Origin of the sequence: Spirochaeta isovalerica, from assembly GCF_014207565.1 — a bacterium.
Lineage (GTDB): Bacteria > Spirochaetota > Spirochaetia > DSM-2461 > DSM-2461 > Spirochaeta_F > Spirochaeta_F isovalerica.
The window spans coordinates 776,031-802,764 of sequence record NZ_JACHGJ010000002.1; the positions used below are offsets into that span (position 1 = coordinate 776,031).

At 50.2% G+C, this 26,734-nt stretch carries 21 protein-coding genes; 9 read left to right on the plus strand and 12 right to left on the minus strand.

Annotated features, from left to right (window positions below):
• Window positions 1-53: 53 nt before the first annotated feature.
• From HNR50_RS08260 to HNR50_RS08275, 4 genes are all read left to right on the plus strand, one after another.
• On the plus strand, window positions 54-3,734 hold the full coding sequence (locus HNR50_RS08260) for a CHAT domain-containing protein (RefSeq protein WP_184745753.1): 3,681 nt from the start codon (window positions 54-56) through the stop codon (window positions 3,732-3,734).
• Window positions 3,731-5,476: a CHASE2 domain-containing protein gene (locus HNR50_RS08265; RefSeq protein ID WP_184745755.1), complete on the plus strand. Its 1,746-nt coding sequence runs from the start codon at window positions 3,731-3,733 to the stop codon at window positions 5,474-5,476. Before HNR50_RS08260 ends, HNR50_RS08265 begins: the two co-directional genes overlap by 4 nt.
• A gap of 2 nt (window positions 5,477-5,478) precedes the next feature.
• On the plus strand, window positions 5,479-6,168 hold the full coding sequence (locus HNR50_RS08270) for a FecR family protein (protein WP_184745757.1): 690 nt from the start codon (window positions 5,479-5,481) through the stop codon (window positions 6,166-6,168).
• 68 nt (window positions 6,169-6,236) lie between these two features.
• Entirely contained in the window at window positions 6,237-7,568 is a 1,332-nt protein-coding gene (locus tag HNR50_RS08275) for an MATE family efflux transporter (protein WP_184745759.1), read from the plus strand.
• A 4-nt stretch (window positions 7,569-7,572) separates the two neighbouring features.
• On the opposite strand, the gene HNR50_RS08280 is transcribed toward HNR50_RS08275, so the two are convergent.
• On the minus strand, window positions 7,573-8,508 hold the full coding sequence (locus HNR50_RS08280; protein ID WP_184745761.1) for a lipoyl protein ligase domain-containing protein: 936 nt from the start codon (window positions 8,506-8,508) through the stop codon (window positions 7,573-7,575).
• A gap of 185 nt (window positions 8,509-8,693) precedes the next feature.
• Here HNR50_RS08280 and HNR50_RS08285 point away from each other — a divergent pair, with 185 nt between their 5' ends.
• Both HNR50_RS08285 and HNR50_RS08290 read left to right on the plus strand, forming a co-directional pair.
• The gene (locus tag HNR50_RS08285; RefSeq protein WP_184745763.1) at window positions 8,694-9,569 is read left to right on the plus strand and encodes an ABC transporter ATP-binding protein; all 876 of its coding nucleotides are present in this window, start codon (window positions 8,694-8,696) and stop codon (window positions 9,567-9,569) included.
• Between the two features lie 17 nt (window positions 9,570-9,586).
• Window positions 9,587-10,579, plus strand: a complete 993-nt coding sequence (locus HNR50_RS08290) for an ABC transporter permease (RefSeq protein WP_184745765.1) — start codon at window positions 9,587-9,589, stop codon at window positions 10,577-10,579.
• Between the two features lie 30 nt (window positions 10,580-10,609).
• Here the strand turns inward: HNR50_RS08290 and HNR50_RS08295 are convergent, their stop codons facing one another.
• The 7 genes from HNR50_RS08295 to HNR50_RS08325 all read right to left on the minus strand — a co-directional run bounded on the left by HNR50_RS08295 (window position 10,610) and on the right by HNR50_RS08325 (window position 19,569).
• Complete coding sequence (locus tag HNR50_RS08295; protein ID WP_184745767.1) at window positions 10,610-11,425, minus strand: hypothetical protein; 816 nt, start codon at window positions 11,423-11,425, stop codon at window positions 10,610-10,612.
• Window positions 11,422-13,779: a glycoside hydrolase family 2 protein gene (locus HNR50_RS08300; RefSeq protein WP_184745769.1), complete on the minus strand. Its 2,358-nt coding sequence runs from the start codon at window positions 13,777-13,779 to the stop codon at window positions 11,422-11,424. Before HNR50_RS08300 ends, HNR50_RS08295 begins: the two co-directional genes overlap by 4 nt.
• Before the next feature lies 1 nt (window position 13,780).
• Complete coding sequence (locus HNR50_RS08305; RefSeq protein ID WP_184745771.1) at window positions 13,781-14,929, minus strand: glycoside hydrolase family 88 protein; 1,149 nt, start codon at window positions 14,927-14,929, stop codon at window positions 13,781-13,783.
• A gap of 71 nt (window positions 14,930-15,000) precedes the next feature.
• Entirely contained in the window at window positions 15,001-16,542 is a 1,542-nt protein-coding gene (locus HNR50_RS08310) for a type 2 periplasmic-binding domain-containing protein (protein WP_184745773.1), read from the minus strand.
• A 68-nt stretch (window positions 16,543-16,610) separates the two neighbouring features.
• Window positions 16,611-17,495, minus strand: coding sequence for an ABC transporter permease subunit (locus tag HNR50_RS08315; RefSeq protein WP_184745775.1), 885 nt, complete (start codon window positions 17,493-17,495; stop codon window positions 16,611-16,613).
• On the minus strand, window positions 17,476-18,393 hold the full coding sequence (locus HNR50_RS08320; protein ID WP_184745777.1) for an ABC transporter permease: 918 nt from the start codon (window positions 18,391-18,393) through the stop codon (window positions 17,476-17,478). The genes HNR50_RS08315 and HNR50_RS08320 overlap by 20 nt, the downstream gene beginning before the upstream one ends.
• Before the next feature lie 63 nt (window positions 18,394-18,456).
• Window positions 18,457-19,569, minus strand: a complete 1,113-nt coding sequence (locus tag HNR50_RS08325; RefSeq protein WP_184745779.1) for a LacI family DNA-binding transcriptional regulator — start codon at window positions 19,567-19,569, stop codon at window positions 18,457-18,459.
• 143 nt (window positions 19,570-19,712) lie between these two features.
• On the opposite strand from HNR50_RS08325, the gene HNR50_RS08330 reads away from it, so the two are divergent.
• The 3 genes from HNR50_RS08330 to HNR50_RS08340 are packed head-to-tail and all read left to right on the plus strand — an operon-like array spanning window position 19,713 to window position 21,844.
• The gene (locus tag HNR50_RS08330; protein WP_184745781.1) at window positions 19,713-20,759 is read left to right on the plus strand and encodes a 1-acyl-sn-glycerol-3-phosphate acyltransferase; all 1,047 of its coding nucleotides are present in this window, start codon (window positions 19,713-19,715) and stop codon (window positions 20,757-20,759) included.
• 11 nt (window positions 20,760-20,770) lie between these two features.
• On the plus strand, window positions 20,771-21,286 hold the full coding sequence (locus tag HNR50_RS08335; RefSeq protein ID WP_184745783.1) for a DUF402 domain-containing protein: 516 nt from the start codon (window positions 20,771-20,773) through the stop codon (window positions 21,284-21,286).
• A 12-nt stretch (window positions 21,287-21,298) separates the two neighbouring features.
• Entirely contained in the window at window positions 21,299-21,844 is a 546-nt protein-coding gene (locus tag HNR50_RS08340; protein ID WP_184745785.1) for a dihydrofolate reductase family protein, read from the plus strand.
• Here the strand turns inward: HNR50_RS08340 and HNR50_RS08345 are convergent.
• From HNR50_RS08345 to HNR50_RS08360, 4 genes are all read right to left on the minus strand, one after another.
• Window positions 21,838-22,632 carry a TIGR00266 family protein gene (locus HNR50_RS08345; protein ID WP_184745787.1) on the minus strand — a complete coding sequence of 265 codons (795 nt, stop codon included), beginning with the start codon at window positions 22,630-22,632 and terminating at the stop codon, window positions 21,838-21,840. The two genes, HNR50_RS08340 and HNR50_RS08345, sit on opposite strands and share 7 nt — an antisense overlap.
• Window positions 22,619-23,545, minus strand: a complete 927-nt coding sequence (locus HNR50_RS08350; protein WP_184745788.1) for a response regulator — start codon at window positions 23,543-23,545, stop codon at window positions 22,619-22,621. The genes HNR50_RS08345 and HNR50_RS08350 overlap by 14 nt, the downstream gene beginning before the upstream one ends.
• A gap of 86 nt (window positions 23,546-23,631) precedes the next feature.
• Entirely contained in the window at window positions 23,632-24,528 is an 897-nt protein-coding gene (locus HNR50_RS08355) for a DUF1295 domain-containing protein (RefSeq protein ID WP_184745790.1), read from the minus strand.
• Complete coding sequence (locus HNR50_RS08360; RefSeq protein WP_184745792.1) at window positions 24,528-26,732, minus strand: molybdopterin-containing oxidoreductase family protein; 2,205 nt, start codon at window positions 26,730-26,732, stop codon at window positions 24,528-24,530. Before HNR50_RS08360 ends, HNR50_RS08355 begins: the two co-directional genes overlap by 1 nt.
• Window positions 26,733-26,734: the final 2 nt, after the last annotated feature.

Below are 26,734 nucleotides of genomic sequence, written 5' to 3' on the forward strand. Positions count from 1 at the left end.
TCGGATCTTCCTTCCCCGTTGACACCTCTTGCCCCTGAGTCTAAGCTGAAAAGGTGAACCGCAGGATTTTATTCATACTGACCGGATTTCTTCTCCTCCATCCCCTCTTCGCCGACAAGATGGAAGAGGGACGTGCACTTTTCAACAGAGGGACCGGTTTATACGGGAAGGGCCGATATGCCGATGCTTACAGCCAATTGTCCGGCAGCATCGAAGTTTTCGCCAATGCAGGATCCAATGGCGAAGAATCGCTGATGAATGCCCATCTCTGGGCCGGCGCTTCGGCCTATTATCTCTCGGAGTTCACCACAGCGGAAAATCACTATCTTCTGTCTCTGGAGCTGGCTGAAAAACGGAACGACCTCTCTTTTCAGGCTAATATCCTGACGGCTCTGGCCAATCTTAAAATGTACACCACAGACTATTCCGATGCGGGAGACTTGTTTCTTAAAGCCGCTGACCGGCAAAGAGAAATGGGGATGACGACCGAAGCCCGCGGATCTTTTGAATACGGCGGATACGCCAAAGTTCTGGCAGAAGAATACGAAGAAGCCCTTCCTGTATTTGACGAGGCTCTGTCCCGTTCCCCCGAAAACCGCGCAGAGACTGAGAAAGCCTGGCTTTATGCCATGCGGGGAAATTGTCGATATTATCTACTCGACCTTTCGGGAGCGCAGGAGGATTACGGGATCGCTGTTTCTCTTCAGGAGTCCTTTGGTTCATCGGCCGAGCTGACCCAGTACCTGGCCTGGGCGGGCAAAGTCTCCATGGACAGAAATGAGCCGGAAAAGGCTCTGGATTTCTTCCGGAAAGCCCTGTCAATGGCTGAAGAGCTGGCAAATCAGGAGGACCGGTGCCGGGTTCTCGCCTATTTCGGTTTTCTCTATGCCGGAACGGGAGAGTACGATCTCGCCATTGCCTATTATGAAGACTCTCTCGGCGCCGCGCGATCCCTGGGGCGTCAGGATCTTATCATTCCCGCCTATGAAAGCCTGGCCTGGATTTACGGCGAAGCCGGGAGGAAAGACCTTCTGAAGAAAACCAATGACAAGCTGATCGATCTCTACCGCCGTAATCGAGATGAAGAAAAGCTCGCTTCTCTTCTCAACGATCAGGGTTTGATTTTCTACAGCAACGGCGATTATCAGAAAGCCATTCCCCTTTTTCAGGAAGCGGTTTCCCTTTACAGGAAAGCAGAAAATCTGACCGATCTTTCGGTTCTTCTTCTCAATCTGGGAATGTCTTTTGAAAACACAGGCAATATGAACAAAGCCGATCAGCTGTTCCGCGAGAGCCTGGCACTCAGTATCGAAGAAGGGAACCGGGGCGATGCGGAAGAGCTCGCGGGGCATCTCAACTATATTTATTCGGAAAATACCGATTATGCAAAAATCATAGAATCGCTGAAGCCTCTTCTCACTTTATATGAGAGGGAGAACAGTTTGGCCGAGCTGATGCATCTCAACAATAATATAGGAACTTACCATTACGCTCTGGGGGAATACCGGGAGGCTATAGAGTCTTACAGCACTGCGCGGCATATCTCCCGCCGGTTGGATCTCCCCTCCGATGAAGCGATTCATCTCCATAATATTGCCCAGGCGAAATTCGCTCTGTCCGAGTATGACCGGGCTCTGGACTTCTATCTTCAGGCGCTTCACCTCGCTGAAAAGCAGGGCGTAAGGGAAATCGAAGCGAACATTCTCAATAGCCTGGGTGAGCTTTACCGGGCCTGGGGCTGGTTTGAAAAGAGCCAAGAGTATTACGGGAAAGCCGAAATCCTTTTTCAGGAGCTCGACGACATAGAGGGGTTGGCTTCGGTGTACAACAATATAGGCCAGGCGATCCGTCTCGACGGCAATCCGGAAGAGGCCATACCCTTTTATGAGAAAGCCCTGGACCTCAGTCGGCGGAACGGCGATGAGCAAGGCGAAGCCATTAATCTAAGCAATCTGGGAGAAGCTTTCCGGGAATCGGGCCGCCTGGATGAAGCCCGGTCGAGCTATGAAAGAGCGCTGCGGATCGATAGTAAAAACAGAAACCTCAGAGGTATCGTCATCCGCAAAAATAATCTCGCGGTGTTAACTCTTGCGGAAGGTGATGAGGTCGCTGCGAGAAAGATTTTCTTCGAATGCCTCGAGTACTGGAGAAACACCGGAGAGAGAAGGGAGGAAGCCTCTGCTCTGAGAAACATATGGGCTTCCTTTTTTAATCTCGGCGATTATGCCAACGCGGCTGTTTATTTGAGTGAGGCTGTGAAGATTTTTGAAGAGCTCCGCCTGACCGCCCGGGACGAGGTTCGAAGAGAATATCTGGAATTGCAGGTCAATTCCTACCGGGATCTGTCGGTCACCTATTTTTTTCTGGAGGACTGGATCATGTCTCTCTATTTTCAGGAACTATCCAGGGGGAAATACCTGCTGGAGCAGCTGGATGTCCTGAACGGTGAGATCTCATTCAGCGCCGATATCCTCCAGTCTTTTCTCAACGGCCTCGATAAGCGCTCGGGACTGCTGACCCTCTCTATCGTCGATGAAAATCTCCTACAGACCATTTTGGTGGAAAAAGAGAGAATTACATCAACCCTTGTTTCCATCGATGTGGATTTTCTGGACCGATTCTATTCCGCATACGGTAACCTGATTCAGCGCTATATCGATGATCCCGAAGCCGACCGCTTCGAAAGCGTACTGAAACTGTACAGACTGCTGCTGGCCAGACCTGTTCAGACCCGGTCAACTGACAGCGCTGTGAAGGAAATCGGAACTTACCTCAACAGCCGCCTCTTCGGCGTATACGGTGAAGCTTTGGCCGGGATCGACCACCTCATCATCGTGCCCGACGGACTTCTGGGAACCATTCCTTTCGAAGCCCTCATCGATGAAGAGGGCACTTATCTCGTGGAAAAATACGATATCACTTACGCACAGTCTCTCATCATAGAGCAGCTGGTTCATGACCGGATTTACGGAGAGGAAAGAAAACCGCTGCTTGCCATGGGCGGGGCTGTTTATAATTCAGATTCACCTCCACCTGCTGATGATGAAATTGATTTTTCGGGGATCAGGCTCAATGTCTCTGAAATGATCCGCAGCGGAGAGGGCACCCGGGGAATTTATAATTCCATGGGTTACGGCGCCTGGATCAATCTTCCCGGGACGCTGCAGGAAGTCAATCTTCTATCAGATATCGTCGAGCGGTCCGAAGTGCTGTCGGGAGCCGAAGTGTCCGAGGAGAAAATAAAAGCGCTCTCTTCAACGGGCGAACTGGCATCTTATAAGGCTCTCCATTTCGCAACCCACGGCATCGTCGTTCCCGAAGTGCCCCAATTGTCCGCCGTCGTTCTTTCCCAGTTTCCCCCTTCGGGAAGGGGCGAAGACGGCTATCTGACCATGAGCGAAATTTCCCGGCTGAACATCGCCGCCGATTTTGTGAATCTCTCGGCCTGTGAAACCGGACTGGGGAAGATATACCGGGGCGAAGGCGTTGTCGGCCTGACCCAGGCTTTTCTCGTGGCGGGTGCCAATTCCCTGTCAGTCTCACTCTGGCAGGTTTCCGATGAGTCGACCATGCAGTTCATGACCGGTGTCTATTCTCTTGTTGCGGAAGAAAAAATAAGCTACGCCCGGGCCATTTCGCGGATGAAGCGAGCTTTTATCAGGGACAATCGTTTCGCTAGTCCTTTCTACTGGGCTCCTTTTATATTTTATGGCAATTACGAGGCAGGATTATGAAAAAAAAACAGAAATGGATTCTCGTCCCTCTGCTGGCTCTGGCCTCTTTAGCCCTCGTTGTTATATTCCCTTTCTCCGGCATATCCGAACTGAAAAGCCGGGATCTGAGGGCATCTCTGGCAGGATTGAACGAGGCGTCGGCTCCTTTGACCATCGTAACCATAGATGACGAGTCCTTTGAGAAAATCAACATTCGCTGGCCCTGGCCCCGGCAGATCCTGGCCGAGTCTATAATCAATCTGAAGGATGCCGGAGCCTCGGTCATCGGACTGGATATTATGCTGGGCGACGGCGGGTATACAGCCGATGAGGACCGGGCTCTCGCCTCGGCTCTGAACTATGCCGGCAATGTGGTCCTTCCTGAAAAACGGGATGTCCGGGAGAGCGGCGGTTATGTCATAGATTATTTCGACAGGCCGCTCCCTCTCTTCGCAGAAGGGGCACAGGCTATCGGTTATGTCAACCTGATCATAGACAGGGACAATTTTGTCAGGAGAGTCCTTCCTGCAGACAGCTCTCTGGGTGAAAGTCACGAGGCATTCTCTTTCAAACTCTATCCTCAGGCTGCCCCGCTTCTCAATGTAGACAGAACCCTGCTTATAAACTATGCCCCGGCAGGGTCTTTTACTACCGTTCCCTTTCACAAGGTTCTGGACGGTTCAGCCGATCCTGAATTGTTCCGCGACAGGATAGTCCTCGTGGGGGCCTGGTTCAAGGAATCGCACGACAGATCTCTCACCCCCGTCGAAAGCAGCACCGGCCTGTACGGAATTGAGATTCACGCCAACATCGTCAATACCCTCTATACGGGCCGCTATCTCAGAGAGATCCCCGGAATGGTTAATCTGCTGATTCTCCTGCTCCTCTCTGCAGCCGGATCCCTGGCATTTATCCATTTGAGGCCTCTTGCCGGACTGATCACCGCTGCTGCGGCGGTTGTCCTTTTCAGTTTCCTGGCCTTTTTTCTCTACACCTCGATGGGAACTATCGTGGATATCTTCAACCCCCTTCTGATCATATTCATCACATGGCTCGGAGCCGTCCTCTACAATTATCTTATCGTCGAAAGGGAGAAAGCCCATGTCAGAAGGACCTTCTCCCGCTATGTCTCGGCGGAAGTGGTTAACAATATTCTCGACAGCGGCAATGCTATCGAGCTGGGAGGAGAATTGAGGGAAGTCGCCATATTCTTTTCCGATATCTGCGGTTTCACATCCATGTCGGAAAAAATGCCTCCCGACGAAATCGTGGAGATGCTCAACGAATACTTTACCGATATGACTGATATCATCTTCCAATACGGAGGAACGCTTAACAAGTATATCGGCGATGCCATCATGGCCATATACGGCGCTCCCGTAGCCATGGTAGACGCGTCGGAACGGGCCTTAAAGGCCTGTCTGGATATGCGGAGCAGACTGGAACGGTTCAACAGGGACAGAGCGGAGAAGGGAAAACCTCCCATCAGAATAGGGATGGGGATCCATAGCGGAAAGGTCCTTGTCGGCAATATTGGTTCGCCCCGGCAAATGGAGTATACTGTTATCGGAGACGCCGTGAATGTCTGCTCCCGAATAGAGGGGCTGACCCGCGATTTCGAAACCGACCTGCTCATCAGCGATGAGCTGTTTCAGAAAGTCGGTCATCTGGTGGAAGTCGAGACTATGGCCCCTGTGGCTGTTAAAGGAAAAAGCGATAAGATAATCGTCCATAAAGTGACAGGATTGAAAGAGGGAATCTGATATTGAGAAAGGCTATTGTTCTAATACTGCTTGCGCTGATCGCATCGACCACGGCTCTGACCGGAGAGAACGCCGTTCTACTCGAATGCCGGGGCCGGGTTCAGATCATCTCTTCGGGGAAATCCGCTCCTGCGATGACCGGTCAGAATCTCGAAACGGGAGATATCATCAGCACGGGAAGTGACGGAACCGCCCTGATTCTTCTGGCCGATGGCGCCGCCATAGAGCTTCTGCCCGACAGCAGGCTCCAGCTGGAGAACAGCCGGTCGGACCGGGACGGGAAGAAGAGCAGTCTGCTCGGCGAGCTCTGGAAGAGTATCAAAAGCAAATTCGCCGATGCGGAATATTCCAGCGCCCAGACCGGGGGAGTGGGGGCGCTCCGGGGGTCCGATAAAAAAGAGGAAATCCTCAATGATTATCTTACCCGAAACCTTTTAGAGGAAATGGAGGATAAGCTGAAGGATCTGGATGATCAGGATCTTACCCCTTATACATTGTTGATGATGAAAGCTCTTATCTACGAAATTTACGGCCAGTACGGCGATGCGGAATCGAACTATCTCTCCATGATCGAGATCGATCCTACCGAACCCCTGTCCTACAATCTGCTTGTCGATCTCTATATGAAAATCGATTGTTACAACCATGCCATTGAGATGGTCCGGAGCAGAAATGAGATTCCGGGAGAGTGAAATATCGGAAATTGTCGATTTCTCTTGCCATAGTTAACTATTATGATAAACATTAAAATATGAAGACAATGGATATAACAAGGGACCCCATCCCGAAACTGATCAGAGCCATAGCCGTTCCCGCGGCAATGGGGTTTTTCTTTAATACCATGTTCAATGTGGTGGATACCTATTATACAAGGTTCATTTCCACCGAGGCTCTAGCAGGGCTGTCTCTTTCTTTTCCGGTCTTTTTCATATTGGTCGCTTTCAGCCACGGTCTGGGAAGCGGAATACAGGGACTGGCTTCCAATGCTCTGGGTAAAAAAGATTCGGATGGAGCGGACCGCCTGGCTTATGCGGGGATCATCCTCGCCATCCTTTTCTCTATTCTTCTGGCTGTTTTCGGTATATTCGCCTCTGTTCCCGCCTTCAGTTTTATGGGCGCTCAGGGGCAGTCTCTTGAAGAAGGAGTCGTTTACATACGTGTAATCATGTCGGGACTACCCTTCTTTTTCCTGAACAACGGAATAAACGGTCTTCTCTCCGCCACGGGAGATACGAAAGCATTCCGTAATTTTCTTATTCTGGGCTTTTTTCTCAATCTGGCTCTGGACCCTCTTTTTATAATCGCCTTTGATATGGGAACGGCAGGACTGGCGCTGGCTACGGTGGTGGTTCAGGCCGTCGGAACGGTTTATCTGTGGGTAAGGCTGAGGCGGACAGGAAGCATTTCTTTCAGCAGGGGACAGAAAAAAGGCCATCCTGTGACCCTCTGGCCGTCCCTGCTCCATCAGAGTCTTCCGGCCAGCCTCAATTCCATGAGCATTGCCCTGGGGGTTTTTATTATAAACCGCTTTATCGTTCAGTTCGGGGGAGACGAAGCTATAGCGGGATACGGTGCGGCGATCCGCATAGAGCAGATTATTCTCCTGCCAACAATCGGACTCAATATGGCTCTGGTGACTCTTGCCGGGCAGAACCACGGAGCAAATCAGCCGGAACGAGTCCGCGAAGCCTATAATAAAACTGTACTCTACGGCCTTGCTATAATGGGAACGGGTATGGTTCTGCTGCTCTTTCTCCGACGACCTCTCGTTGCTGTTTTTAATCCCGTAGAGGCCGTCATCGCCGCCGGAGCGGGATATCTGCTTATAGAAATTGTCGCCATGCCGGCCTATGTCCTGCTCGGAACGGGAAACTCTCTTTTGCAGGGGCTTAAGAAACCCGGTCTGATTTTCTGGGTAGGGCTTTTCAGGCAGATTATCTTTCCGCCCATTCTTTTCTATCTGCTGGGAACGGTTTCCGGCCTCGGTTTACAAGGCGTCTGGTGGGGGATCGTCATCTCTGTCTGGGGCGGGGCGCTCCTTATGTTTTTCCGGGCAAGGCTTATGATCTCTTCCTCTGACAGCAATATATAGACATTTATGTTTCCCTGACCGGATTGAGGAACAGCAGGGAATGGTCAAACCGATTTCCCATGTATCTCTCTATGAATTCCTTTTCAGCCCGTCCCGTTTCTCCCCTGAAGGAAATGTCTTCGATCAATCCCTGTTTTACAGTGATCAGACATTCCGATCCGTTGCCGGGCACAGCAGCAGGGCTGGCAAAAGTAAAGGTCGGAGTTTTTCCGAAAGTCCACTCCCAGCCGGAAAATGTTGCGCGGATATCTTTTATCTCTTCCCTGTTCTCTATATCTGATAACTTCAGGTTTACTATTTCGACCTGACTGTTCCGGGAAGCCGAAGCCTTTTCAATTATGGACTCACAAATTTCCCTATAGACCAATTGATTGTTGTAGTAGAGGATATTAGTCACTTCAGAGGGGATGGAAGCGGTTCCTCTGCTATTCATTGAAGGGGACTTGTAATCTTTTTTTAACAGGTATCGGTTCAGATTTTTCAGGTCTGTCTCGATCAGGAGAGTTCCATGATGCAGAGCTCTTTTTGCTGTGTACCGCCCGGCGCTGCCAGAGATTTTTTTCCCATCGATATAGATATCATTCCTTTCTCCCTGAGCAGCTTCTATACCAAGCGACGTCAGCGCGGCGACGACAATAGCGGTTTTTTCCTCTTTTATCAGTCTGTCCTTATTTTCTATAAATGAGAAATTCATATTCCCCTGATCGTGATATACCGTTCCACCGCCGCTCTCCCGTCGCACAAGTGTTACTTCATCAGCTTCCATTTTCCGTAAATCACATTCCAACCAGGGGTTCTGAAACCGTCCCAGAATAACTGAAGGAGCGTTTCGGTAGAAGAGCAGAACATCAGAGTTTTTGAGGTCCTCTCTCTTCAGAAGCCATTTTTCTATGGAGAGATTGGTAAAGGGATCGGTTGCTTCCGAAAAAAAGACTTTCATATCCTGTCAGTATAAATGGCTTTCACAAAGTTTACATTCCTTTTCCGCCGTGTTATTTCAGATCGGTAGGAGGTGCGCTGTCAGGTCAGAAATTCAAGTATGAATCCCTCTGCGGCGAGGATACAAATTTCAGACTGATTCAAAATTATCTTGCCTATTCCCTACAGCTTTTCTATGTTCTATCTATGAGTACAATAATGCGTATTGAGAATCTGAGGAAAAACTACGGAAATGTTCAGGCCGTGCAGGATATCAGTTTTTCCATAGATGAAGGCATATGTTTCGGACTTCTCGGTCCCAACGGGGCGGGAAAGACGACGACCATTGAAATGATGGAAGGAATTCTGACCCCCACATCAGGCCGGATCTATTTCCGGGACAGTGAGATCGATCATCATTTTAAAAAGAAAGTGGGCATTCAGTTTCAGAATACGGCGCTGCCCGAGTTTATTACCGTAAAGGAAACTCTGGAAATGTTCAGAGCCCTTTATCCCGATCCCCGGAGTCTGGACGAAGTTGTGGAAATCTGTTCCCTCTCGGACATTCTCAACCGGGACAACAGAAAGCTCTCGGGAGGACAGAGGCAGAGGATGCTTCTGGGACTGGCCATCATTCCGAGGCCCGAAATGGTGTTTCTCGATGAACCGACCACGGGACTGGATCCCCAGGCCAGACGGAACTTCTGGCAGCTGATCGAAAATATCAAATCGGAGAAAACGACGGTTCTCCTGACGACTCATTATATGGAGGAAGCGGAAATCCTCTGTGACAGAATTGCCATTATGGACCACGGGAAGCTTCTGGAAATCGACAGTCCCGATAAACTGCTGGAATCTCACTTCGACGGGGCGCTGGTTCGGCTGCCCCACGGCGGGGCGGAGCCCGGGGGAATAGAGGGGTCGGAAGTGAAGGGCGAGTTTCTGGAGATATCCACGGCGAACCTCGATAGGACCATGAAGGATCTTCTGGCTTCGGGGCTGAATCTGGAAGGGCTCAGCATTAAAAAGCCCAATCTGGAAGATCTCTTCCTGAAGCTGACCGGCGAGTCTTTGCGGTCATAAAAAAGGGATAATCGAATATGAATAAATTTACAGCCATCGTATATGCCAGAACAATGGAATTCGTCCGTGACAGGGGGACGCTTTTCTGGAATCTCCTCTTTCCCGTCGTGCTCGTCGTAGGCTTTTCCTTCGCATTCAGCAGCAATGGCGAATCGCAGTTCAAAGCGGGGGTGCTGGAAAATTATACAGCTCCTTCGGGATCCTTTCTCACTTTGCCCGCTGTGGACACCATAGAATACGCCGACAGCGGGCAGGCTCTGGAAAAGCTGAGACGTCATCAGATCGATATTTTTGTTGACGGAGAGGCCGGGACTTATTATCTGAACGAAGAGTCTCCTTCAGCCGGGATCCTCCGCCGGCTCAGCCGGGCCGATCTGGCAAACTACGCCGAAGAGCAGGTGTCCGGTGAAGCGGTGCGCTATGTGGACTGGCTGGTTCCCGGCGTCATCGGCATGAATATGCTCTTCAGCTGTATGTTCGGCGTGGGGTTCGTAATCGTCCGATACAGAAAGAACGGCGTGCTCAAAAGAATGAAAGCGACACCCGTTACGCCCTTTACGTTTATTACAGCGCAGATGGCCAGTCGTTTTCTCATCGTTCTCATTACATCGATCACCGTTTTTGCAGGGACAAATCTCTTTCTGCATTTTGTGGTAAACGGTTCCTATCTGCTGCTGATTCTTCTGACGATGCTGGCCATACTCTGCATGCTTTCTTTCGGATTAATCTTCGCCGCCAGGATAAAGAGCGAGGAACTGGCCAACGGGTTAATGAATCTGATTACTTTTCCCATGATTATTTTCTCCGGAGTGTTTTTCTCTCTGGAAGGGACACCCGAGGCAGTTCAGAAAATATCGCTCTTCTTTCCCCTGACTCATTTTATCGACGGAGCCAGGTCCATTATGATTGATGGAGCGGGATTGGTTCAGATCCTGCCGAATCTGGGAATTCTGACTGCTATGACGGTATTGTTTCTGGTGATTGCGTCCCTGCTTTTCCGGTGGGAATAATTCCTGAGAAGAGGTGGAAACGACTCTCTTTCATTCCAGAAGCAGAAGACCCTGAAAGGAGGAAATCTCTTCGGGGAATGACCAGGATTCCAAATAATTCCCCATCTCATCAAAATGAAGAAGCTGTCGTCCTTTATGACCATTATCCGGACCGTGCCCCTGCCAGTTCGCCACCAGAATAGACTTATCTTCGGCAATGGAAAAACAGGCGTAGAAAAAGGGTTCAACTTCCGCAGGGACGGAGTCTTTCCCCCCGAATACCTGTACCAGCTTTCCCGAAAGGGAAAATCTGGCCATAAAAGCACCGTATCCGGCGGATACCAGAATGCTGTCATCGGTCACACGGCTTTGCCAGGCGTGGAGAAATCCCTTTGCAGCAAGCGTCCCTTTCATTTGAAGCCCGCTCGTGCAGATCCTGATCCTGTCATTGGTGGAAAGGAGATACAGGTTCTCATCTGTCCGGGTCATCAGCCTCACATAATCGCCTTTGCAGGACCGGGCGTCGATTACCCTGTCTTCGCGATCCAGTGTCAGTACCGTGACGCCTTTATGTCCTTCCAGGTTTAATCCGGTAATCAGTGTGGTGCCGTCCGGTCCGGAATTGGCCGAGGTGACACCGGTCCAGCTCCGGCAGTCATGGATGATCTCTCCGCTGTCGATCTCTGCAATGCAGTATCCCCGGTCGTAACCGATCAGGATTCTGTCCCCGTCGATCCTTTCGAGGGCGCGGGCGGTCGGATAGTCCGCCAGAGATCTTTTCCAGCTGATGCCTTTCCCGCTCGTATTGCCCCTCAGGAGATTCTGTTTTCCTTCATCAATGGCTATGAATTCGTAGTTTTCTTTCATAATTCCAAAAACAGGGGATCCGCCTGTCCCGATCTGATAACCAGAACGGAGGAGCCCTTTTCCGCCTTTACTGTGATTTCCGATTTGCCGTTGCACATCTGGACCTTCTCCGATCCTCTGACCGTTCCAAGGTTTCTGATCATCTGACCCTTACCGGCGAGAGAATAATAGACGTACTCACCGTAATCCAGACAGGTTTTTCCCCGGCCATCGGTCATTTTAACCGAAATCCGGTATGTATTTGAATCCTCTTCGGCAATATCGGCCAGAAGAACGGCCGGATTTCCCCATTTTTCGCTGTGGTAGGCAAAACTGATATGGTCTTCCAGTTCTTCATTCACGGCCAGCGCGCGGAGTTCGTGGATCCCCGATGACAGTTCTGCGGTCCAGCGCAATCCCGCCGCGGGAAAATCCTGTGAATCCCTGGTTTTGACTCCGAGGCTCCGGCCGTCGAGAAACAGCTCCACCCGGCGGCAGTTGGAGTAAACGCGAAACTCCTTTTCTTCCTTTTCCCCGCCCCAGCGGTCCGTCCAATTGTGGCCGAATATTCTGATCATGGGAACATTCGACCAGAAAGATTGAACGACGTAGAAGGATTCTTTCGGGGTCAGGTCCCTTTCCACGACCCCCTTCTGGTTGACATAGGGGAGGGGATTCTCCGGCCTGAGCGGTGTCGCGAAATCTTTGAAAGGCCAGAAAGCCGATCCGGTCAGATCCGCCATAGTCTCCTGTTCTTTCAATGTCCAGTCGAAGAGATCGCAGGCGTAGTTTTCCGACCAGTTCCCGTCTTTTGATACCCGTGATATACCTCCGTACAGAGATGCGTCGCTTCCCCTTTCGTCGGTGCCCACTCCGGTCCTGAGGTGTTCCAGTCCCTCGTAGGGATCTTCTGAGAACCGTCCGCTGTGGCTTGAAGCGCCCCATTCAGCGTGGAAAAATCGTTCCGTTTCGCCTATATGTTTCAGAGTCGCCTCTTTGTACTCCCTGTAGTGGCCGCGATACCAACCGGCCCAGATTGACGGTGAATAAATATCGGGAATGTCTTTGCAGAAATCACAGCGGCGGATTGCCGTCATTCTTGTATTATCAAGTCTGTGTGATAGTTCATGCAGTTCATTCATATATTGCCTGATAGCTGTTTCGTCGAAATCTTCAAAATCCCCCGGCCAGTCATTCTCGTTACCCAGTCCCCAGATAATGACGGAGGGATGGTTGTAATGCTGTTCTATCATATTCTTCAGCATGGTCCGGCCCATCTCTCTGTACGATTCATTGCCCAGTCCGCCGCGGCACCAGGGAATCTCCTCCCAGACCAGCAGGCCGAGGCTGTCGCATAAATCCAGAACCTGCGTAGATTGCTGATAGTGGCCGAGGCGGATGAAATTCGCTCCCATGGCTTTGATCATCCGCATTTCCTGCCCGATCAGTTCCGGAGGCATCACCGCGCCCAGTCCGGCGTGGTCTTCATGCCTGTGGGTCCCTTTGAGCAGAAGCCTCCCGCCGTTGAGAAAAAAAGGGCCTTTTCTGCGGAATTCAAAGGATCGGAATCCGAATCTCTCTGAGTAAGTCTGCCGCCATCGCGACTCCTTATCTTCCAGTGTGATCCGGGCGCTGTAGAGCTGCGGATTTTCCGGCGACCAGAGCGCGGGACCGCTCAGGCTCTTTTTCAGATCGATGTGTCCCGATGTCATTGTCCTTTCGGACCAGACCGCGGCTCCGGCCGGGTCGAGAATCTCAAGAGTCAGGCGGACGTCTCTATCGATGCGGTTAAGTTCAGCCGATATATGCAGTTCAGCCGAAAGGTCTTCTTTTTCAATGAGCGGTGTAATATGCAGCGTCTTTATATAAACTTCCGGTTCGTATAGAAGTTTCACTGTCCTGTACAATCCTCCGTAAATGGTAAAATCCGAGAGATCGGAGGGAATGCGCTGGACATCACGTCCGTTATCGCAACGGACTGACAGTCTGATTTCTTCAGGCGACTCGGACAGGAAGTCGGTAATATCGACTTTCCATTCATCGTATCCGCCTCTGTGTTCTCCTGCTTTGCGCTGGCCGATGTATACCTGGCTGTCCTGGCCGGCTCCTTCGAAATGTAGAAGGGTTCTTCCCCCCGGGAAGGGGTTTTCCGGCTTAATGGTTCTCCGGTACCACCCCGGTCCCTGATAGTAGGTGGCGTCGGGGGCAACGGCGTCGAGGGCGTTAAAGCAGTGGGGGAGCGAGACTCTCTCCCAGAGAAGTGCGTCTTCCGCATCTCCCTTTTTTACGGGACGGCAGGCTTCCCATATTCCGCCGAGATCTCCTTTATGGAATTCCCAGAGGTCGGTCAAATTCGTTTGTGTATCAGATTTCATTTCAAGTCCAGATAAAGTCGCTTTTTCCCGAAGCGCGCAGTACCGCTTCGAAGTAGTAGTAATCTCCGTAGGGGAGCATGGCCGAAGCCCAGTATCCGCCTTTTTTCGCGTGGCTGGCTCCCTGACTCAGTAACCCCTGGGACTGGGGATCGCCAGTTAAATCGCAATGTTCTTTCAGGCCGTCGAGCATTTTCAATCCGAATCCTCTATACAGTTCCGCATCGGGAGATTTTTCTTCCTCAAGGATCTGTGAGAGACTCAGAAATCCCGCGCTCAGTATGGCTCCGGCTGAAGAATCTTTGACCTGCGGAGCTTCCGGCGGAATGGAAAAGTCCCAGGGGGGGACATTGTCTTCCGGGAGATTGCCGATGACATAATCGGCAAGCTTTCTGGCGGATTCCAGGAACAAAGAATTACCCGTGTTGATATAGGTCTGGCAGAAACCGTGGACGGCCCATCCCTGGCCGCGGCTCCAGCAGGATTCGGCGCTCCATCCCTGATGTGTCGAACCGCCTATGGGAACTCCCGTAACAGGATCGAAATCGTAACAGTGATAAGTGCTGCCGTCGTCACGGATTATGTATTTTGCCATGGTAGCCGCATGCTCCGTGGCGATTTCGGCATAGGCTTTTTCTCCGGTCTGCCTTGCTGCCCAGTAGAGGAGCGATATATTTTCCATGGAATCGATAATCATTTTCCCGCTGGCTATGCGGTTCCACTCTTTGTCGCCGGGCTTCGGATTCCAGGCCAGGATGAAACGTCCGTGCCATTGAAAGCGGCTTCTGAGAATATCAGCAGCCCTGAGCGCTCTGTCCCTGGCTTCTCTGTCCTCTGTCAATTTGAAGTCCCAGACGGAACTCATGAGAAAGAGAAAGCCCACATCGTGGTGGAGCCACCGGGGCGTTGTAAGCATTTTCGCAAAAGCCGGGCTGTGGACGCGGGCCGCCTCAAGATACTTTTTATCTCCCGTCCAGTCATAGGCCAGCCATAACTGACCGGGCCAGAAGGCCTCGGTCCAATAGTGCTCTTTTGTGTAGTGCCAACCGGGATGAAGGTCTCCCATGCCGATTTCAGGCCTGCGGTTTCCGTGAACGGATATGGCTCTGTCCAATACTGTCAGTATGCTGCGGGCCATGTTTTCATATTTCATAAAGCTATCCTTTCATCCCGTTGTCATCTCCGGCTGGCCCCCCGGCTTTTGCGGGGAGCCATCGGCTTGTCTTATTTCTTTCTGTCGTAAGCCGCCTGATAGATAGCTGTCACTTCTTTCAGTCCCATATTGTTCAGCTCTGCGAATATCTTTGTAAGATCAGCAGTTTTATCAGCGCCTATAAGGGCCCTGGAACTCATTTCAGCTGTGTAGAGGTTGATCTGGCTGAGCTTGTCATCGATAACCATCTGCTCATCTTCGGTGAAGCTGAGAATGGGGAACTCTTCTTCTATGAAGTTATCCATATAGTCGATACGGGCCGCTGTCGCGATAGCATTGGCGAACTGTTTCTCGTATTCGATGTCCTGCTGCAGACCGATTTTCCACTGCATGCCGTTAGTTACGAGAGCTTCGTGGAAGCCCATGTCGGGGTTTTTTGTAATTTTATCCGTGTATAGGGGTTTTCCGCCTTCCAGAACATAGGTATCGTTTTCCACTCCGAAGTTCACATATCGGCTGCCTTCGGGACTGAAAATGTAATCCATCATTTTAATCGTGGCGATTGGATCGGGATTGCTGTGGCTGATAGACCATCCGCCGTCTCCCCGGACTTTGCTCATCTGTATTCTGGTAAAAGGTCTGTCGGCTGTTCCCACGGGAGGCGCCATATGGCGAAGATTGAAACCGGGTATATCCGATGCGAGAGTATCATTGAGGCTGGCTGTTGAAGCGAACCAGTCATGAATGGCTCCAGCCTGGTCTTTGCCGAGCAGGTCGTTACGGGGATTGCCCGGTCGGGTGAGGATTTCCTGATCAATCAGCTTTTCTTTATAGAGTTTGGCTATGTATTTGAGGAAATCGAGGTACTGCGGTTCAGAGGGACCGTAAACGACCTTTCCGTTCCTGAGGACCCAGCCCGTATCGGCATCGAAAGCATAAGCGAGAGCTCCGAGGTTGTAGAAGGCGTCGTCGCCGCGGCGGCGGAAAATCATGGGGATTTCGTCAGCTTCGCCGTTTCCGTTGGGGTCTTCGTTTTTAAATGCCAGGAGAACTTCATACAGTTCGTCGGTTGTGGTCGGAACATCTTTTCCAACAGCTTCCAGCCAGTCGTAACGGATAAACCATCCGCGTGCCGCATTGAGCGCCGACAGCATGGGGATATAGTAGATATTTCCATCGGAAGCCATAAGCGATTCCCTTACCTTGGGATCGTCGAGAATGGCGGCTTTCAGGTTGGGCGCGTGCTCTCTGATCAGGTCTTCAAGGGGAAGGAATGCTCCCTGAGTTCCGAATTTATTTACAGAGGAAAATCCGCTTTTCCCTTCATAGTAAGCCATGACATCGGGAAGATTGCCTGAAGTCATAATCAGATTGAACTGTTCGTCTTTCACTTCCGTGCTGATTAATTGCCAGTTGAGGCTGGTTCCCGTTGCTTCTTCGATACCTTTCCAGTTCGCCAGCGATTCGGTATCGACCTGAAGTTCCGCTGCTTTCACAGCCCAGACGTCCAGATCCACGGTTCCGCCGGAAGAAACGGCTGCTTCCTGATTACCTGCAGCAAAGGCTGAACCGATAGTCATAACCATAAGTAGAGGAATAAGTGATTTTTTCATTGAGACTCCTTTTCCGGGTAATCCCGGTATATTCAAAATCCCGGATAACGGGGGATTTTTACTGTTTTTTACCCTTTGACAGAGCCGAGGGTGGCTCCCTTCACAAAATATTTCTGAATGAAAGGATAGATGACTGCTATGGGCAGCGTCGCCAGAACGATAGCGCCGTATTTTATGACTTCCGCGTTGCTACCGCCTCTGTTGAGGCTGGCATCCATTTCCTCCCCCATGGAGGCCAGAACGATAAGCTCTCTCAGGACGACCTGGAGGGGGTGTTTCGTTTCGTCCCTGAGGAAGATCATGGCCCAGAAGTATCCGTTCCAGCGGTTGATTCCGTAATAGAGGCCTATGGTCGCCAGAGCGGCTCCGGAGAGAGGCAGAACGATTTTGAGCAGAATGGTGAACTCGTTGGCGCCGTCGAGCCGGGCCGCTTCGAACATCTCTTCGGGCATCTGCTGGAAAAAGGATCGTAGAAGTATGATGTAATAGGGGAAGGCGGCGAAAACGATCAGGATCGCCAGTCTCGTATCGAGCAGATTCAGTCCCCGGACCACCAGAAAGAGAGGGATCATCATTCCCGTTGCAGAGATGAACATGGTCAGGGAAATGAAGATATTGATGAATTTATAGCCGTTAAAACCTCTCCGCGACATGGGATAGGCTGCCAGAACGGTTATGGCCAGATTAACCCCTGTTCCGAAAAGCGTGTAGAAAATCGTATTGGCATAGCCCTGCCAGATTCTCTCGTTTTTGAACAGGATTTTATACCCTTCGAAGCTGAGCGGTCCTTTGGGGAAAAAGGTCACCTGATTTCTTATGACCATATCGGGATCGGAAATCGAGGCGGATATGGTAAAGAGAAAAGGGTAGAGCATGACAGCGCATATGAGGATAACTGCCGCGGCCACCAGAGTGGACCAGAACAGTTCCATTTTACCAGAGGGACGATTCACTTTTCATTCTCCTTGCGATGGCGTTTGATGACAGGACGAGAACCAGGGCGACAAAGGTTTCGAATAACCCGACCGCTGTGGCATAACTGTAGTCGGCGTTGACCAGTCCTCTCCGGTAGACCAGTGTGCTGATTACTTCCGATGTGTCGAGAATGACGTCATTCTGAAGAAGCAGAACCTGTTCGAAACTGATGCTGATGATTTTCCCCACTTTGATGATGAACATGATGACTATGGTGGGTATGATTCCCGGAAGGGTGACATGGCGCAGCTGCTGGGGCCTGGAAGCTCCGTCGCACCGGGCTGCCTCATACAGTGTGGGATCGATAGCCGACAGCGCCGCCAGATAGATGATTGCGGCAAAACCCGATTCCTTGATGATCCTCAGAGAGGTGAAAATGCCCCAGAAGTATTTGGATTCCTGCATAAAATAGATGCTGTCCAGACCGAGCTTCATGCGGAAGGCATTTATGACGCCGGTGCTGGGAGACAGCATGTTCAGAGCGATTCCGGCCACGACGACGTAGGAGACGAAGTGGGGGAGCAGCGTCACGGTCTGGGTCGCTTTTTTGAATGTTTTGTTTCCGATGCCGTTCAGAAGCAGCGCCAGAATAATCGGCGCCGGAAATCCGAAGGCCAGATCGAACAGCCCGATCATCAGCGTGTTTCTCAGCACTCTACCGAAATAGATGGAGGAGAAGAACTGGCGGAAATACTCGAATCCCACCCAGGGGCTTCCCGCAACGCCTCTGAAAGGACTGTATCTTTGAAAAGCTATAATGACGCCGCCCATGGGCAGGTATTTGAAGAGCACAAAATAAAGAAGTACGGGAATCAGCATGATCCACAGTTCCTTCTGGTTGATAAGGCTCTTTTTCTTAAGTTTGTTCCTTGTCATAAGGAAAGAATATCACATTGTGATGATTTGTCAACTATTTGTAATAAAAATTGTGCAACACAATTATATGGCCGATCTTTTCTGCCAGCAGGATCTTCTGATAACCAGGCTTGTTTCCGAAACCCCTTTTTCGCTGCAGGGCGATGTCCTGGTAATCAATTCCTTTAAAAGAGACAGGGAGCTGCAGATCAGCTGGTTCCGGTTCACTTTGACAGTCGTGAGCGGAGGAGCGGCCATTTCGGCCATGAAAAGGTCATCGAACCCGCTGACCGACACTTCCTCGGGGACGCGGATATTCTGCTGATGCAGAAGGTCGTATATTCTCAGGGCGCAGATATCGTTATAACAGAGGATCGCCGTAGCACCCTTATCAATCAATTCTTTCAATTTCAGAGAGTCTTTGTTTGTTCCCGGAGTAAAATGGAATTCGGATATTTCCGGTTTGGCGTTCCGGCAGTTTTCCACCAGCGTGTTTCCGATTACCTTCAGTCTGTTGTCGTAGACCGATGTCATTTCAAATTCATTGGAAAAGGCGAAAATGTATTTTTCATGGCCCAGACTGGCTACATAGGCTGAAAGCTGTTCCAGGCCTCCGTTATCCATCATGACAGAGCCTATTCTCCCGGAGAAGTCTTTGTGGATCGACCTGTTGATCATAACAAGAGGGATATCGTTCTCTTCAAGAAAATCGAGATAGCAATCGGGAAGACTCCCCTGAACGAGTGTCCCTTTTGATCGCAAAAGGATATTTTTCGTCTCTTCCGGAAGAACCGTCTCTCTTTTATCGTATACCAGAAGGTGGGGTTCCATTCCCTCTTCTTTCATTTCATGGAGATAATTCAGATAGAGCTCTTTCCCGTGGTAGCCGACGGCCGTATCTTCTCCGCGCAGATATGATGATCGGGCTTTATCGATCAGCATGGGTATTTCCGGTCCCGCCAGAGCGCTCTTCTTTCCCGTGACGAGGGATCCGGAACCCTGCCGGGAAGCGATAATACCCAGTCCGGCCAGATGCGTGGTCGCCTTGTTAGCCGTCTGGGGACTGACGCGGTACATTTCCGCCAGCTTCCTCACTGTCGGAATCGCTTCGCCTTCTTTCCAGGTCCCCCTGTTTATTTCCTCAATAATCAAATCGGCAATCTGTATATATTTTTTACTGCTCTGTTCCTGTTTCATTCTTATATGATGGTTTGATTGCTATATTGTGTCAAGAATTATGCAGTACAATTATTTTATTTGTGATGAAATTAACTTTGAGAAAGTGTTTGTCATAAGATTCATTTACCCGTATATTATAGGAGCTTCACCCAGGAGGGTTTATGGATTTTTCAGACATACGTTCCTATCCGGAAAAAATATTCTCCACATACTGGAATAAGGTTATTGAGGATCCCCATTTTAAAGTCCTTCTGGAACACCTGAGCAGTCATCACCATAACATCAGGAATATTGTATCATCTCTTAAAAGCTATGATCAGTTCAAGAATCTGATGATCCATATGGTCGATCTGCTGGTAAAGAAGACAGTGGAAGAAATTTCCTTCAGCGGCACGGGCGAACTGAAGAAACCTTCCAAAAGCGGGTCCATATTCATCTCCAACCACCGGAGCACCTCTCTTGATCCCATTCTGTTCAACTATATGCTTCACAGCGAAACCGGCAACACGGCCTATAATGCCGCAGGCGATAATCTTCTCAACACCTCCTGGCTTGGACACCTGATCCGGCTGAACAGGGGCTTTATCGTTAAGCGCAATGTGGAGGATATGGATGAGAAACTGCATGAAGCGGAAAAGCTGTCCCATTATATCCACTCGCTTGTGAAAAAGGGGAGAAATGTATGGATCGCCCAGCGCAACGGCAGAGCCAAAGACGGAGATGACAGGACGGATTCGGCGGTGCTGGCCATGCTTAAGCTCTCGCACAAAGATAAAAACTGGGAGGACTTCAGCCGGGAAATCCCTCTTGTGCCTGTCAGTATGAGCTATGAGGAAATACCCCTCGACACTTTTATCATCCGCGACCATCTGGGCTTGGCTGATACGCAGGATTCCCGGAGGGACAGCGGCCAGATTCTGCGGGAAATCGGTGAGAAAAAACGGAAGATCCATATCCATATTTCCCCGCGGGTAATCGGCGTGAAAAGAGCCGAGCTGGTAAGGAAGCTGGACGAAAGCATCATCAGCGGCACAAAAATCTGGGAATCAAACAATTATGCAGCCCGTCTTCTCCATAGGCTGGATTCCATAAAAGACAAGCCCGTCCGTTGGCTGAAAGAAAAATTGAGTTCACAGGACGAGTCTTTGCAGAATGCTTTAATCAGGCTTTACGCTGCGCCGGTAATCAATAGAATGAAACTGGACTGATACTGTTTCCCATGATCCACCACACGACAAAATTCAACAGCGACATCCACTACCGCTTTGAAACGGAAATCATATACGAATCGGACAGCACTCTGGTTGTGTATACCCCCAGCGACACTCCGCTGAAAAGCTACAGAGGCGCATTTAATACCCATACCCATATTCTCATGTTCTATTTCAGGGACCGGTATCACAATATCCATATTCATTGGAATCCCGACTGGACTCCCCGGATGCATTACGTGAATATCGCTTCCAAGGCGGACTGGGACAGTGAACGGGTCTCGGCCATCGACCTGGATCTCGATCTGATCCGTTTTTATAATAGTGATGAGATTATACTGGATGATGAGGACGAGTTCGAAGAGAACAGCTCTCGATACAGTTATCCCGCAGATCTGATCGAACGGTGCCGCGATGAAGCGCGGATAATCCGGAAAGATATGAGTTCCCGCAAGGGGATCTGGAGCGATGATATATTCAGCTGGCGCCCCGGCGTTTCCCTACCGGAATACAATCTTCCCTGACCTGGAGGAACCATGAAAAGCATTGTATATATAGCCGCCAGTCTCGACGGTTACATCGCTGACAGAAATAATAATCTAGACTGGCTCGAAACAATATCCAACCCCGATAATATCGATACTGGTTTCAGTGATTTTCTGGGAAGAGTGGATGCCATTGTCATGGGTCGCAATACTTTCGAAAAAGTACTGTCCTTTGGCATCGACTGGCCCTATCCCGTCCCTGTTTTCGTTTGTAGTACCATGTTGAAAGAGGTTCCTGATGAACTGAAATCGTCAGTCAGAATCATTTCGGGAAGTCCCGGGGAGATCCTCAGCCGTCTGGAGAAAGAGGGGTTTACAAATCTCTATATAGACGGAGGCCGGACAATACAGAATTTTCTTGCTGACGATCTTATAGACGAGATGATCATTACAACTATACCGGTTCTGCTGGGCGGCGGTATTCCTCTGTTCGGAGAGCTCGACAACCAGCTGGATTTTCAGCTGGTTTCGAGCGAGATTCTTTTAGGCCAGATGGTATCATCGCGTTTTATGAGAAAACCTCTTCAGGATCAATGATTGTCCCCGTCCAGCAGGCTGCCCAGCATTCCGAGCGCTGATCCTTCGCCTTTTCGACTTCCGCCTGCAGAAGGGGCATGACGGATGATTCTGTCGGCCAGCCGGGAGAAGGGGAGGCTCTGCAGGTAGACTGTTCCGTATCCGCTCAGGGTTGCCAGGAATAGTCCCTCGCCTCCGAAAAACATGGATTTGAGGTTTCCCGTCTGCTCTATCGAGTAATCTATTCCATCGGTAAAAGCGACCAGACATCCTGTATCGAGGCGGAGCTTTTCCCCGTGCAGTTCTTTTTTAATAATGGTACCGCCGGCGTGGAGAAATGCTTTTCCATCTCCCTCCAGCTTCTGGAGAATAAATCCTTCTCCTCCGAAAAAACCGGTGCCGATTTTTTTATTAAGAGTTATCGAGACCTTGGTGCCCAGGGCCGCGCAGAGAAAGGCATCTTTCTGACAGATCAGTCTGCCGCCAAGCTGTCTCATGTCCAACGGGATGATTTTTCCCGGATAAGGGGCGGCGAAGGCCACTCTTTTCTTTCCCATGCCCCGATTGGTGAAATGGGTCATAAACAGGGATTCCCCGGTGAGAACCCGTTTTCCAGCGGAGAAAAGTTTTCCCATTACGGATTCGTTTGCCTCGGAACCGTCGCCCATTTTCGCTTCGAACTGAATCCCTTCCTCCATCCAGTTCATAGCACCCGCTTCAGCTATAACTGTTTCTCCGGGATCGAGTTCCACTTCCACAGTCTGCATATCGTCGCCGAATATCTCATAGTCAATTTCATGGCTTATCATTCTTTTTCACTTCCTGTTCCCGCAAAGGTAATATGATCTCTACTGTATTACCATTTCCCGAAAATTCAAGACGATTTTCAAAAATGAGTTTGGCCATGGCCACTCCGCGTCCGTGAACATTAAAAATCGTATCGGGATCGAGCCTCAGGAAATTGTTGTAATCAAATCCGGACCCTCTGTCGGAGATTGAGATTTTTATGGAATCCGATGTCTTTTCAAATATCACTTTGACTGTTTTATCAATGTTCTCAGGAGCGTTCAAACGGTTCCGTATCTCTTCGTCAAACCGGTCATCCATTATCAGCTCTTCTTTCATATCGTAACCGATTCCGAGGTTCCCGTGTTCAATGGCATTGAGGAGCAGTTCCGACAAACCTATGGATGCTTTGTCATAGTCTGTGTATTGCGTAAAGAACGAGGCAACCCTGAGAGCTTCTCCCGGAGCCTTCAGCTCTATCTCCCCTTTTTTCAGAAAGTCGGTAATGCTGCATTTGTTCACCTGCAGGGATTCTTTGACCAGGCGGAGATTCTCATAGTCGAAAATGGCTTTTTTCAGAATCGTTATAAGAACCTTCAAACTATAGGGCTTTGTCATATAGTAAAACGCTCCGGCTTCAATTCCCTCGATAACGCTTTCCTTGTCTTTTTTTCCTGTCTGCATAATGACAGGTATATCAAGATAGGCTTCCTTCTGTTTTATCTTTTTCAGCAGTTGAATTCCTGTGATAGAGGGGAGAACCCAATCGAGAATGATCGCAGAGACGTCCTGATTCTCTTCCAGCAGTTTCAGTCCGGTTTCACCTTCATTCGCCGGAATCGGCTGGTATCCCTCCATTTCCAGAAAGTCCGATAATATGGTAATCAGCGTGGGATCATCATCTATGATGAGAATTTTATGGCTGGATTTTGACATCTTTTCTCCTTGCGGTTGAATAGAGATCCGGTATTTGCAACTAAGATTTCAGTTTAATTGTAGTCGGTGGACAATCTCCTTTCAAATTATAAGGAGCTCTTTCCCGGGGGGAGCGGAAAAAACATAGAGACCTTTTCCCGGATTTCATCATATCCCTTTTTCCTCTGCAGCTGCCGTTTTTCCATTATGGGAATGGATACGAAGACGAACTGGCAGAGCATGAGAAGGGGAGCGAATCCTATCCAGAATTTTTCCGGTACCGCCGCCAGAGAGAAAAAGTAGAGACTGAACCAGAAGAGGACTTCACCGAAATAATTGGGATGGCGGCTGTACTTCCATAAGCCCCTGCGGATCGGAGTCTCCTTATCTGCCGATTTTCTATGTCCGGCAAGTTGAAAATCACTGAGCCATTCAAAGAAAACTGCCGTCAGAGCTGTTCCCAGTGCAATAAAATCCATAAAATTCAGCGGAGACTGAAGAGATGTCAGGACGAAATAGGCGGGAACTGAACTGATAAAAACGAGCAGGGTCGGGAAAAGGTGAAGACCGATCAGACTGATTATCCAGTAGAAAGGTCCGGTACTTTCCCTGAGGGAAATAAAGCGCCAGTCCTCGTGATTCAGACCGGGCCATGAAAGCGCCCAGTTTGCTGTCAGCCGCAGAGCCCATAATAAAGTGACGGACAGAAGAAAAACCGCACGCAGCGAAATGTCCTGATTTAATTGTCCCGATGTTGTCCATATCAGGAAAAGAACCGGCGGAGCCACGCTCCAGAAAGCATCGTAACAGCTGGAATTGCCGGAAATAAGGCTGAAAAGAAAAATGATTCCCGATGCGGACAGATCGGCGATCAGGGTTTTTAACAGCAGGGGCATATCGGCCGGTACCGCCTGCCATGCGAACCACCCCGCTCCTGAAGCGGTCCCATAGGCAATGAGGATGAAAATCATGGAGAGAGATTTGGAACTCTTAATTTTATTCATCATTTTTCCTTTGCGCCGCCCGCGGGCCGGACATTGATAATGACACCGGACAGATGCGCCATAAGAGAGAGCCTTTCAACATGATCGGTTCCTGATGGTATGAGATAGTTCACATTAGCTCCGCCGGTCTGCGAGGCTCTGGACAATCCGTCGGCGCTCTGATGACCCCAGCCGAAGGGTATGGCCGCCGATCCCGGCATCATGTCTTCCGTAAATATCACCGGAACGGTTATGGAGCCCGTTTCGTTGTAGACTTCGGCTTCTCTTGAGCCTCCCCGGAGAATTTCCTCTTTCGTGAATCCGGCTTTTTCCCCGTCCGATGGATTGAGATAGAGATAGTTGCTGTTATTTCTCCCTTCGACGAGGGAGGGGGCATTCTGCATAAAGGTGTTGTGAGTGAGCAGCTGCCGCATATTAATCAGTTTCAGCTTTCGGGAGTTTTTCTTTTCCCACTGCCATTCTTCTTCCAGCTTTTCCATAGCCTCTAGCATGGGATCCGGAGCCAGATTTACCAGACCGTCCTCTGTGTACACTCTTTTTCCCAGAAATGTTCCGGCTCCGTACTGAGGCAGCAGTACCCCGTCGGGGTGACGTCTCATTCTCTTAATGCCTTTCTTCCGCGAGAGTTTTAAAACCATATCGAGGATCTGCTCATGGGAAAAGGCCATGCCTTTTTCGATGAGGGGGATTTTTCTCAGAAACCGCCTCAGGTGCAGCCAGTAATGGATGGCACGGGAGCCGAAGAATTTTCCGCCGCCGTGACGGCAAAGCTCCTGGTAGATCCACAGTTCGTCTTTCGCCTCTCCAAGGGGAGGGATGAGTCTGTCGGTATACTGGTAAAAGCGGCGGTGGGTTATCCCCATAAGAGAGTGAAAGAGATAGTTGATGTCGGCGTGCTCAAAAGGGGTGATGCCCGGCAGAATGTAGTGAGACAGGTTCCCGGTCATATTCCGGAAGATGTCCACTGAAACGAGCAGTTCGAGACTTTTAAAGGCCTTCTCCGTTTTGGCCGTATCGGGCAGAGTCAGAAGGGGGTTTCCGGCGGCGACGATCAGAGCTTTGATCTGCCTTCCTCCGGGAGTGAGGATCTCATCGGCCAGCAGTGAGCCCGGAAACAGATCGTTAACTGCTTTGAACCCGCCAATGCGGCTTGTCTTGTCAGTCATCATAATGCGGTTCTTCGCACCCATTTTCGGAAAATCCACCAACCCTTTATTGACTGTCGTTCCCCCCTTGCGGTCAAGATTGCCCGTCATGGCATTTATGGCTTCGGATACCCAGAAGGTCAGAGCCCCGTTGCGACCCATATTGATTCCCGTGGAACAGTAGATCGACGAGCCGTCGGCATCGGCGAAAGTCCGGGCGATCTCGCGGATCGTCTCCTCTGCAATGCCCGTTACTTCCGCAGCTTTTTCAGGTGTCCAGTTCCTGATGGCATCGCGGAACTTATCGAAGTTCTTCATATAACGGGAAACCTTTCTGTGATCCACGGCGTTGATTTTTATAAGCTCATTGGCCAGGGCCAGGAGGAAGAAGATATCCGTATCGGGACGGATGTAGTGGTGCTCCCCCCCCGCTCTGACAGTTTCGGTCTTCCTGGGGTTGATATTTATGATCCGGCAGCCTCTCTCCGATGCCTCTTTCAGTTTATTCATGACATCGGGAACACCGCGGAAGGACATTTTCGTGGCATAGGGGTTGGCCCCCATTATAAGGAAACATCCGGCGTTCTCGAAATCCGGTACTGGCTGAGTCATGGGAAAGCCGTACATATGCTGGGCTGTAATGAATTTATTGGAACAGTCCTGAGTCGCTGAACTGTAGGCGCTGTCCGATCCCAGTCCGATGAGAAGAGCCTGGGCGAAAAAAGGATGAAGAAAGCCGAACCCCGCGCCATTGCCCACATAAAGGGCGACCGAGTCCGGACCGTATTCTTTCTGTATCCGTTTTATTTCCGAGCCTATCTCTTTCAGAGCCGCATCCCATCCGACCGTTTCCCACTTCGCTCCCCTTCGTTTCTGCGGAGCTGTGACTCTATCGGGAGAGTGGACTATTTCGTGGTATTTCAATCCTTTTTTACAAGCGAATCCCTTTGAGACCACATGATCCGGGTTCGGTCTGATCGAGATGATTTTTCCATCCTCCACTGTGGCGATTAATCCGCACCCGACATCGCAGATCCGGCAGAATGTTTTCTTTTCCATGT